Consider the following 11,202-nt stretch of genomic DNA (forward strand, 5'->3'; position numbering starts at 1 on the left):
CCGCGACTCGCGGACGGCGCCTCACAAAACCAGCGTCAGCTGTAGATCTTCTCCACCTCGGACGCGTACTGCTTCATCACCACGGCCCGCTTCAGCGACATCTTCGGCGTCAGCTCACCGGTCTCCTGGGTCCAGTCGACGGGCAGGATGCGGATCTTCTTGATCGCCTCGGCATGCGAGACCTTCTTATTGGTCTCCGCGACCGCCGCGTTGATCTCCGCGACCAGCGCGGGATTCTCGATCACCTGCTCGATCGGGGTCTCGACGGGCAGGTTGTTGCGTTCCTTCCAGCCCGGCAGCGCCTCCGGATCGAGGGTGATCAGCGCACCGACGAAGGGCTGTCCGTCACCGACCACCATGACCTGGCTGATCAGCGGATGCGCCCGTAGCGAATCCTCCATCAGACCGGGGGAGACGTTCTTACCGCCCGCGGTGACGATGATTTCCTTCTTGCGGCCGGTAATGGTGACGTATCCGTCGCCATCGATGGCGCCCAGGTCGCCGGTCTTGAACCAGCCGTCGGTGAACGCGTCCTCGGTGGCCTCGGCATTGCCCCAGTAGCCGTTGAAGACGACCGATCCGCGCAGCAGCAGTTCGCCGTCTTCGGCGATCTTGACCGCATGGCCCTCGATCGGCTTGCCGACGCTGCCGACGCGAATATTGCCGGGGGTGTTCACGGTGATGGCCGCGGTGGTCTCGGTGAGACCGTAACCCTCGTAGACGGTGACGCCGACGCCGCGGAAGAAGTGGCCGAGGCGAGCGCCGAGCGGTCCGCCGCCGGAAACCGCGGCCTCGCACTGACCGCCGAGTGCGACCCGCAGCTTGCTGTAGACGAGCTTGTCGAACACCGTGTGCTTGAGCTTGAGCACCAGGCCGGGCCCACCGTTGTCCAGTGCCTGGCTGTAGGCGATGGCGGTCTCGGCGGCCGCGTCGAAGATCTTGCCCTTGCCGCCGTCGTGCGCCTTCTGCTTGGCGCTGTTGAACACCTTCTCGAACACGCGCGGTACCGCGAGGATGAAGTGCGGGCGGTAGCTGCCGAACTGTTCGACCAGGGTGGACCAGTCGGCGGTGAATGCGACGGTCACCTTGGCGTCGAAGGCGGCCAGCGTGACCGCACGCGCGAAGACGTGCGCCAGCGGCAGGAACATCAGCGTCTTCTTGCCCTCGGCGACGTACTTGTTCAGCGCGATCCGGTCGGACTTCGACTCCGCGTACAGATTCGAATGCGAGAGCATGACGCCCTTGGGACGGCCGGTGGTGCCCGAGGTGTAGATCAGGGTGGCCGGGGACTTGGCATTGACCTCGGCGCGACGCGCGTGCACGGTCGCGTCGTCGAGGTCGGCGCCGCGCGCGATCAGCTGGTCGACGGCGCCCTTGTCGATCTGCAGGGTCTCCCGCAGATCCGGCAGCGCGCCCGCCTCGATCTCGTCGATGACCTTGCGGTGCTTATCGCTGTCGACCACCAGCAGCTTGGTGGCGGAGTCCTGCAGGATCCACTTGGCCTGTTCGGCGGCCGAGCTGTCGTAGATGGCAACGGTGCAACCACCGGCGGCCCAGATGGCGAAGTCGAGCAGCACCCACTCGTAGCGGGTCGGGGCCATGATGGCGACCCGATCGCCGAGCTCCAGACCGGAGGCGATGAGGCCCTTGGCCACATCGGTGACCGTCTTGGCGAATTCCGCGGCCTTGACTTCCCGCCAGCCGCCACCCTCTCCGGTGACGTTGAACAGCACCGCGCCGGGCGATTGCTCGGCGTGCCGGAAAACGTTGTCGGAATTGTTCGCGTCTTCCGGGATGGTGTATGAAGCCGGGACTTCGAACTCTCGCATCAGTGCCCTTCCACGTGGGTTTACTCGCCAGTAATCTACGACACCTGTGACCGGGACGTCAGCTCGGCCTGTTCACAGATCTATCCTAAGTCGCGGATCGAGACCGGCTGGACGGCTTTTCGCAGGAAATCCGCCAGTTCGGTGAGTGCGGCGGCCGCGGGACCCACGAGCGCGGCCTGTAGCTGCGCGACATGCCATAGCCCCTTGCTCTCAGTAAAGCTGGCATGTACGCCCGCCGCCCGCAGTGCCGTCACGAATTCGACACATTGCGGATGCAGTAGTTCGCTGACGTCGACCTGAACATACGTCGGCGGCAGACCACGCAGTTCACCGTGCAGCGGTGCGTAGCCGGTGTCCTTGTCGTCCCCATCGCCGAGATAGGCCGCGGCACACGCGCGCGACCACGCTCGGTTGATCACCAGATCGCGGAATTTGTCCGGGGCCCGATTCGGATCGACCCACGGCGCGATCAGCCCGAGCGCCGCGGGGGTGTGGCCGTGTTCGGCGATGAGCCGCTGTGCGGTGGCCAGCGACAGCCCGCCGCCCGCCGAATCACCCGACAGCGCAATCTGTTCGGGGCGATAGCCGATATTGCCGACCAGCTCCAGGAAGGCCGATTCGGCATCGTCGAGTCCGGCCGGGAACGGGTGCTCCGGCGCGAGTCGGTAGTCGAGAACATAGACGGCGCAACCGGTTTCGTGCGCCAGCCGAGCGGCGAGCGAGCGGTGCGTAGCTAGTGAACCGACCGCATAGCCGCCGCCGTGCAGGTAGAGCACCGCGCCCGCGTTCAGGTTCGGCCTGGCCGAGCCCGCGGTGATTCGTTCCGCGGGTCGGCCGCCGAGCCGCAGCCGGTGCACGGTCGTGCCCGATGGCAGAAATTGTGCGCGCGAACCGATATCGAGCAGCAGCCGCTGCATCCGCCAGGGCAGCCGGGCATTCAGTGAGACACGGAAGATCGGACCGAGCAGCGCCCGCGCGATCGGTAGCGGAAGGTTGATGTCACGCATGGGTTTTCCTCGCGCGGTTCAGGGTAGGAAGGGGCGGTTCACCGCGGCGGCGATGCGCTGGTAGCCGGATGCCGTGACCCGGACGAACAGGTCGAGCACCTTGGCCTCCCACCCGATCAGCACGCGGCCGTGTCCCTTGCGGACCCCCTCGGTTATGGTCTGCGCGGCCATCTCCGGTGTGTGAATGGCCAGCTTCTTGTCGAACAGCGATGCGGCGCTCTGGCCGTCGATGCCCTCGGCGTAGGTGGCATTGCGGGCGACCGCGGTCTTGATACCACCGGGATGCACACAGGTCACCTGCACCGGATGCTTGCCAACCAGCATCTCCTGACGCAGCGATTCGGTGAATCCGCGCACCGCGAATTTGGCTGCGTTATAAGCACTCTGGCCCGGGACGGCGATCAGGCCGAACAGGCTGGAGACATTGACGACATGGCCGTCGCCGGATTCGATCAGCAGCGGCAGGAAGGCCTTGGTGCCATTGACGACGCCCCAGAAGTCGACGTCCATGATGCGCTCGATGTCCTTGAACTCCGAGCGGATCACCTCGCCGTGGTAGGCGATGCCCGCGTTGTTGTAGATCTGGTGCACCGTGCCGAAGTGCGCCTTGACGGCGTCGGCGTACAGCAGCACCGCTTCGCGCTCGGTCACATTGAGCCGGTCGGATTTGATCTCGGCGCCGTACGCCTCGCAGCGGCGCACGGTCTCGGCGAGGCCGTCGGTATCGATATCGGAGAGCGCGAGCTTGGCGCCGCGCCTGGCCAGATTCTCCGCGAGGGCGCGGCCGATGCCGGAACCCGCCCCCGTGATCACACAGACTTTGCCTTCGAAGTAAGCGTCCTTGCGCCCGCCCGTCGCCCGACCGCCGCCCCCCACGGAATCGCTTCGCGATGCTGGATTCACTGTGCCACCACTTTCAATTCGTTCCGAGAGCTTTCGACGCTGGTCGTCTCATAGGCGGAGACGTCGAAGTTCTTTGTCATCCTGCGGAATTCGAAGGTGAAATCCGGCCAGAGCGTGGTGTTGTTACCGTGCTTGTCCAGGTACCAGCTGGCGCAGCCGCCGGTATTCCACACGCTCTTCACCAGTTTGCCCTGCAAATCCTTGTTGTAGGCGTCCTGCACCGCGCGCTTCACCTCGACGGTGCACAGGCCGAGGCGGTCGACGGTGGCCAGGGCGTCGGCGATGTAGTTGATCTGCGATTCGATCATGTACACCATCGAGGTGTGGCCGAGGCCGACATTCGGGCCGAGCAGGAAGAACATATTGGGGAAGTTGGCCACCGCCGAACCCTTGTAGCCCTGCTGGCCGATCTCGTCGAATACCTCCGCCAGCGTGCGGCCGTCCTTGCCCGTGATGGCGTTGTAGGTCGGTGAATCCGTGACGTGGAAGCCGGTCGCGACGATGAGTGCGTCGATCTCGCGCTCGGTGCCGTCCTTGGTGACGATGGAATTCGCGCGCACCTCGGCGATGCCATCGGTGACCACGTCCACATTCGGGCGGCCCAGCGCGGGGTAGTAGTCGTTGGAGATCAGCATGCGCTTGCAGCCGATCCGGAAGTTCGGGGTGACCTTCTCGCGCAGCTCCGGATCGCGGACCTCCAGCCGCAACTTGGCCTTGGCGATCAGTTCGAAGGCCTGCATCAGCGCCGGGACCTTGGCCAGGCCGACGACCTGGGTTTCGCGCGCGGCGTAAATGGCGGCCCGGGATAGTCGCTGGAAGCCCGGAATGTGTCGGAAGGCGAGACGCTCCGGCAGGGTGTACGGGCGGTCGATGCGCGGAAGCAGCCACGGCGCGGTGCGCTGGTAGACGTCCAGGTGCGCGACCCGCGGGGCGATGGACGGCACGATCTGGATGGCCGAGGCGCCGGTGCCGATGATGGCGACGCGCTTGCCGGTCAGATCGGCGTCGTGGTTCCAGCGGGCGGAGTGGAAGATCTCGCCCTCGAATTCGTTGATGCCCTTGATATCCGGGAGCGCGGGCTCGCACAGCGCGCCGACGGCGGACACCACGGTTTCGGCGGTGAAGCTGCCCCGGGTCGAATCGATATGCCACAGGTTGGTGGCGTTGTTCCAGCGGGCCGCGGTTACGTCGCAGTTGAACAGGTGCTTGTCGAGCACGTTGTATTCGCGCGCGACGCCCTGGATGTACTGCTGGATCTCGCCCTGCTTGGAGAACGAGCGCGACCAGTTCGGGTTCAGCGCGAAGGAGTACGAGTACAGGTGCGACGGCACATCGCAGGCCGCGCCAGGGTAGGTGTTGTCGCGCCAGGTGCCGCCGACATCGCTGCCGCGTTCCAGCACGAGGTAATCGTTGCGGCCCTGCTTGCTCAGCCGGATCGCCAGGCCCAGACCAGCGAAACCGCTGCCGATGATGATGGTCTTGACGTGGCGGTTGCCGACAGCTTTGTCTGTAACCTTGCGACTCATATAATCCAGACTACGATCCTATTGAGCATGAGTCAACAGTAATTGAGCAGTGTTCAGTAAGATGGCCCCGTGAGTAGTCGAGGCACCGGAGAAACGGTCAAGCGCACCCGGCTCAGCCCGGAAGAACGCCGTCTACAACTGATTACCCTGGGCGCGAAGATGCTCGGCGACCGCGCCATCGAAGACATCTCGATCACCGAAATCGCCGGGGCAGCCGGGATCTCCCGCGGACTGCTCTTCCACTACTTCCCCACCAAACAGGACTTCCAACTGGCGATAGTGCGCCACGCCAATGCCGAGCTACTCGAGCGCGTCGCCCCGGACCGCACCCTTGGGGTATTCGAGATGCTGCGCGATTCGATCGAGCGCTACATCGCCTACGTCGGTGAGAACCGCAATTCCTACGTCTCGCTGCTGCGCGGCCCGGCCAGCGTGAGCGCCGAGGTGCTCCCACTCGTCGACCAGACCCGCAACGCCATCATCGACCTCATCCTGACCGAAGTCCCCGTCGATATCCCGGACACCGACCGACCCCGCCTGACCCTCGCCATGCGCGGCTGGATCGCCTTCGTCGAGGAAACCACCCTCACCTGGCTCCGCCACGAAACCATCACCCGCGACCAACTGGTCGACCTCTTGGTCGAATCCCTACTCGCCCTGGCTCTTTCCCTGAACCCGGCACTGGCCGCCGCGCTACGCGGATGATCGAACGACAAGGCCATCGGCAAACGGACAACGGAACATCGGTGAGAGCGATCGAGCGGTGGATATCCTGATGTATGGGTCTGTCTCGTCGGCAGCTGTTGAGGGTGGGTACGGCTGGATCGGTTGCGGTGTTGGTGGGGGCGTCGGCGGCGAGTAGTGCGCGGTTTCGGGCGCCGCGATGGTTGGGGAATCCGTTCACGTTGGGGGTGGCTTCGGGGGATCCGCTGCCGGATGGAGTGGTGTTGTGGACGCGGCTGGCGCCGGATCCGTTGGCACCGGATGGGCTCGGGGGGATGGCGCAGCATCCGGTGACCGTCGATTACGAGGTTGCCCACGACGACCAGTTCCGGGATGTGGCGGCGCGGGGGAGCGCGCTCGCCACCCGCGAACTCGCACATACCGTGCATCCGGAGGTCGGGGGTCTCGAGCCGAATCGCTGGTACTTCTATCGCTTCCGCGCGGGTTCGGCGATTTCGCCGGTGGGTCGCACCCGAACGGCGCCACCATCCGGACAGCCAACCGCGCGAATGCGATTCGCGTTCGCGTCCTGTCAATCGTGGCCGTCCGGCTACTACACCGCCTATGAGCATATGAGTGCCGAAGACCTCGATCTCGTTGTGCACCTGGGGGATTACATCTACGAACGCGGCTGGAACCGCGGCCGTGCGGGGATGTCGGTGGAGCCCTATCTGGCCGCCGAAGCGGTCGACCTGCCCGGCTACCGACTGCGCTACGCCCAGGCCAAGGCCGAACAACCGCTGCGCGCCGCGCACGCGGCATTCCCCTGGCTGGTCACCATGGACGACCACGAGATCGACAACAACTGGTTCGCCGACCACCCCGGCCTCGGCCTCGACATCTACCGCATCCCCGCACTGTTCCGCCGCCGCAAAGCCGCCGCCTTCCAAGCGATGTACGAGCATCAGCCACTGCGCATCGCGGCCCTGCCGTCCGGCTCGACCATGCGCATCCATCGCCGCTACACCTTCGGCGACCTCGCCGACATCACCATGCTCGACACCCGGCAATACCGCACCGGCGGAGCCTGCGGCAACGGCAATATCGGCGACGACTGCCCCGGCCGACTCTCACCCGACCGCTCGATACTGGGTGCGCCGCAACGAGATTGGCTGCTCGACGGCCTGACCCGCTCCACCGCCCGCTGGCAGATCCTCGGCAACCAGGTGGCCATGGCCAAGTCCGACTACGACCCCGGCCCAGGCACCAATTTCGGCACCGACGCCTGGGACGCCTATGTGGCCGACCGCAACACCATCCTCGGCACCGCCGCCGACCGCGATATCCACAACCTCGTCGTCATCACCGGCGACCGCCACCACAACTACGCCGCCGACCTGCGCCCCGACTACGCCACTTCCGAATCTCCTGTCGTAGCAGCAGAATTCACCGGCACATCGATCACAACCGGTGGCGACGGCACCGATGTCAACCTCACCGGCCGCAACCTGCTGGTCGCCAACCCGGACATGAAATTCTTCAACTCGCAACGCGGATACGTCCGGGTCCAACTCGACCATTCCCTGTGGCGCACCGACTTCCGCGTCGTCCCCTACGTCCGCCGCCCCGGCGCCGCGATCCACACCCGCGCGAGTTTCGTTGTGCAGGACCGAATTCCAGGCGTCACCGCAGTCGACCACGCCGACCCCGGCAGCGCAGGGGGGCCACCGGCTCCGAGGTGAGAAAATGACGACGCCGGGCCGAATCCACAGCGTGGCTTCGGCCCGGCGTCGGGTCAGCGAGGAACTACGCGGTCGGCTCGAAGGCCTCGGCGACGATTTCGGCTTGTTCCACCGCGTGCACCTTCGACGAACCCGAGGAGGGGGCCGACATGGCGCGGCGGGAGATGCGGCGGAGCTTGGTGAAGCGCTCCGGGAGCAGCTCGGGCAGGTTCAGGCCGAAGAAGGGCCAGGCGCCCTGGTTGGCCGGTTCTTCCTGGACCCAGGCGATATCGGTCGCATTCGGGTAACCGGCCAGTGCCTCGTTGAGGCGGAACTTGGGCAGCGGGTAGAGCTGCTCGATGCGGACGATGGCGACATCCTCGCGCTTCTGCTTGGCCTTTTCGGCGACCAGCTCGTAGTAGAGCTTGCCGCTGGTCAGCAGGACGCGCTTGACCTTGTTGCGGTCGCCGATGCCCTGTTCGTAGGTGGGCTCGTCGAAGACCGAGCGGAACTTCGATTCGGTGAAGTCCTTCAGGTCCGAGACCACGGCCTTATTGCGCAGCATCGACTTCGGGGTGAAGACGATCAGCGGGCGGCGGATGCCGTCGAGCGCGTGGCGGCGCAGCAGGTGGAAATAGTTCGCCGGGGTGGACGGCACGGCGACCGTCATCGAACCCTCGGCGCACAGCTGCAGGAAGCGCTCGATGCGACCGGAGGTGTGGTCCGGGCCCTGACCCTCGTGACCGTGCGGCAGCAGCAGCACGACCTCCGAGAGCTGACCCCACTTGGCCTCACCGGAGGAGATGAATTCGTCGATGATGGACTGCGCGCCGTTGACGAAGTCACCGAACTGCGCCTCCCACAACACAAGTGCGTCCGGGTTGCCCAGCGAGTAGCCGTATTCGAAACCGACAGCGGCGTATTCGCTCAGCGCCGAGTCGTGCACCGCGAACCAACCCGGGTTGCTGCTGCCGATGTTGTGCAGCGGGGTGTATTCCTCGGCCGTCTTGCGGTCGATGATCACCGAGTGGCGCTGGGTGAAGGTGCCGCGACGCGAGTCCTGACCGGTCAGGCGCACCGCGCGACCCTCATCGATCAGCGTGCCGAAGGCGAGCAGTTCGGCGAAGGCCCAGTCGACCTTGCCCTCGTAGGCCATTTCGCGCCGCTTCTCCAGCACCGGCTTGACGCGCGGGTGCACATTGAAGCCGTCCGGCACGCCGAGGAAGGCGTCACCGATGCGCTGCAGCACGGCCTTGTCCACGGCCGTCACGACCGTCGCAGGCACCTGCTGGTCGTCCTCGACCGATTCACTCGGCTCCGGGGTGTACTTCTCCAGTTCCCTGACCTCGTTGAAGACCCGCTCCAGCTGACCCTGGTAGTCACGCAGCGCGTCCTCGGCCTCTTTCATGGAGATATCGCCACGACCGATCAGGCTCTCGGTGTATGCCTTGCGCACCGAGCGCTTGGTGTCGATGACGTCGTACATGTACGGCTGGGTCATCGACGGGTCGTCGCCCTCGTTGTGACCGCGACGCCGGTAGCAGATCATGTCGATCACGACGTCCTTGCGGAACTTCTGCCGGAAGTCCACCGCCAGGCGCGCCACCCAGTCGCAGGCCTCCGGGTCGTCACCGTTCACGTGGAAGATCGGCGCGCCGATGAACTTCGCGATGTCGGTGGAGTATTCGGTGGAGCGGCTGTTCTCCGGTGCGGTGGTGAAGCCGATCTGGTTGTTCACCACGATGTGGATGGTGCCGCCGACCCGGTAACCGCGCAGCCCCGACAGGTTCAACGTCTCCGCGACCACACCCTGACCCGCGAATGCGGCGTCACCGTGCAGCATCAGCGGCATGACCGAGAAGCCCTCGGGCCCGTCGCCCTTGTTCAGCAGGTCCTGCTTGGCGCGCACCAGACCCTCGAGCACCGGGTCGACCGCCTCCAGGTGCGAGGGGTTGGCGGTGAGCGAGACCTCGATCTCGTTGTCGCCGAACATCTGCAGGTAGGTGCCGCGCGCACCGAGGTGGTACTTCACGTCGCCGGAGCCGTGCGTGGCCGCCGGGTTCATATTGCCCTCGAACTCGGTGAAGATCTTCGAGTACGGCTTGCCGACGATATTGGCGAGCACATTGAGGCGACCGCGGTGCGGCATACCGATGACGACCTCGTCGAGCGAATGCTCGGCGGACTGGTCGATCACGGCGTCCATCATCGGGATGACGGCCTCGGCGCCCTCGAGCGAGAAGCGCTTCTGCCCGACGTATTTGGTCTGCAGGAAGGTCTCGAAGGCCTCCGCGGCGTTCAACCGGTTCAGGATGTACTTCTGCTGTGCGACAGTCGGCTTGACGTGCTTCTGCTCGACGCGCTCCTGAATCCACTGCAGCTGCTCGGTTTCCAGGATGTGGGTGTACTCCACACCGACGTGGCGGCAATAGGCATCGCGCAGTACCGAGAGCACATCGCGCAGCTTCATCCGCTCCTGGCCGTGGAAGCCCGCGACATCGAAGGTGCGGTCCAGGTCCCAGAGGGTGAGGCCGTGCTGGGTGACATCGAGGTCCGGGTGGCTGCGGAACTTGTCCTTGACCAGCCGCAGCGGATCGGTGTCGGCCATCAGGTGGCCGCGGTTGCGGTAGGCGGCGATCATCTCGAGCACGCGGGTGCTCTTGTCGACGCCGCGTTCCTTGACGTCCTTGCGCCAGCGCACCGGCTCGTAGGGCACGCCGAGGCCATGGAAGATCTCGTCGTAGAACTCGTCGCTGATCAGCAGGTTGTGGATGGTCCGAAGGAAGTCGCCGGATTCGGCTCCCTGGATGATGCGGTGGTCGTAGGTCGAGGTCAGGGTCATCAGCTTGCCGACGCCGAGCTCGTTGATGCGCTCGTCGCTCATGCCCTGGAATTCGGCCGGGTACTCCATCGCGCCCGCGCCGATGATCGCGCCCTGGCCCGGCATCAGCCGTGGCACCGAGTGCACGGTGCCGATGGTGCCCGGGTTGGTCAGCGAGATGGTGACGCCGGTGAAATCGTCGATGCCGAGTTTGCCGTCGCGGGCGCGGCGCACGATGTCCTCGTAGGCGGTGTGGAACTGCCCGAAGCTCATGGCCTCGCAGCCCTTGATGGCCGCGACGACCAGCGAGCGGTTGCCGTCTTTGCCCGCCAGGTCGATGGCGAGGCCGAGGTTGGTGTGCGCCGGGGTGATCGCGTTGGGCTTGCCGTCGATCTCGGCGAAGTGCCGGTTCAGATTCGGGAAGGACTTGACCGCCTGCACGATCGCGTAGCCGAGCAGGTGGGTGAAGGAGATCTTGCCGCCGCGGGTGCGGGCCAGATGGTTGTTGATGACCAGGCGGTTATCGATCATCAGCTTTGCCGGAATGGCGCGCACGCTGGTCGCGGTCGGGATCGCCAGCGACGCCGACATGTTCTTGACCACGGCGGCGGCCGGGCCGCGCAGCACCTTCGCTTCGTCGGTCGCGGTTTCCGCGGGCTTCGGCGCGCCCGAGGTGGGCGCGGCGTTCGAGGTCGGCGCGGGCGTCGTCTGCGGCGCGCGGGCGGTGGGCTT

7 protein-coding genes are annotated in these 11,202 nt (G+C 65.6%); 2 read left to right on the forward strand and 5 right to left on the reverse strand.

Annotated elements, in window-relative coordinates:
* Positions 1-35: 35 nt before the first annotated feature.
* The 4 genes from NA5_RS34810 to NA5_RS34825 form a co-directional block, all read right to left on the reverse strand.
* Positions 36-1,829 carry an AMP-dependent synthetase/ligase gene (locus NA5_RS34810; RefSeq protein ID WP_062993278.1) on the reverse strand — a complete coding sequence of 598 codons (1,794 nt, stop codon included), beginning with the start codon at positions 1,827-1,829 and terminating at the stop codon, positions 36-38.
* 80 nt (positions 1,830-1,909) lie between these two features.
* Positions 1,910-2,836: an alpha/beta hydrolase gene (locus tag NA5_RS34815; RefSeq protein ID WP_062993279.1), complete on the reverse strand. Its 927-nt coding sequence runs from the start codon at positions 2,834-2,836 to the stop codon at positions 1,910-1,912.
* Positions 2,837-2,854: 18 nt separating this feature from the next.
* Entirely contained in the window at positions 2,855-3,712 is an 858-nt protein-coding gene (locus NA5_RS34820) for an SDR family NAD(P)-dependent oxidoreductase (protein WP_062993291.1), read from the reverse strand.
* A gap of 23 nt (positions 3,713-3,735) precedes the next feature.
* Positions 3,736-5,265 (reverse strand): flavin-containing monooxygenase, encoded by a 1,530-nt coding sequence (locus tag NA5_RS34825; RefSeq protein ID WP_062993280.1) that lies wholly within the window; start codon positions 5,263-5,265, stop codon positions 3,736-3,738.
* A gap of 69 nt (positions 5,266-5,334) precedes the next feature.
* Between NA5_RS34825 and NA5_RS34830 the strand changes: the two genes are divergently transcribed.
* Complete coding sequence (locus tag NA5_RS34830) at positions 5,335-5,970, forward strand: TetR/AcrR family transcriptional regulator (RefSeq protein WP_062993281.1); 636 nt, start codon at positions 5,335-5,337, stop codon at positions 5,968-5,970.
* Between the two features lie 74 nt (positions 5,971-6,044).
* Entirely contained in the window at positions 6,045-7,670 is a 1,626-nt protein-coding gene (locus tag NA5_RS34835) for an alkaline phosphatase D family protein (protein ID WP_062993282.1), read from the forward strand.
* A gap of 64 nt (positions 7,671-7,734) precedes the next feature.
* Here NA5_RS34835 and NA5_RS34840 read toward each other — a convergent pair.
* Positions 7,735-11,202, reverse strand: a 3,468-nt coding sequence (locus NA5_RS34840) for a multifunctional oxoglutarate decarboxylase/oxoglutarate dehydrogenase thiamine pyrophosphate-binding subunit/dihydrolipoyllysine-residue succinyltransferase subunit (RefSeq protein ID WP_062993292.1), incomplete at its 5' end; no start/stop codon positions are given.

The sequence above is a fragment of the Nocardia anaemiae NBRC 100462 genome, from assembly GCF_001612725.1.
In the GTDB taxonomy this organism is placed as follows: Bacteria; Actinomycetota; Actinomycetes; order Mycobacteriales; family Mycobacteriaceae; genus Nocardia; species Nocardia anaemiae.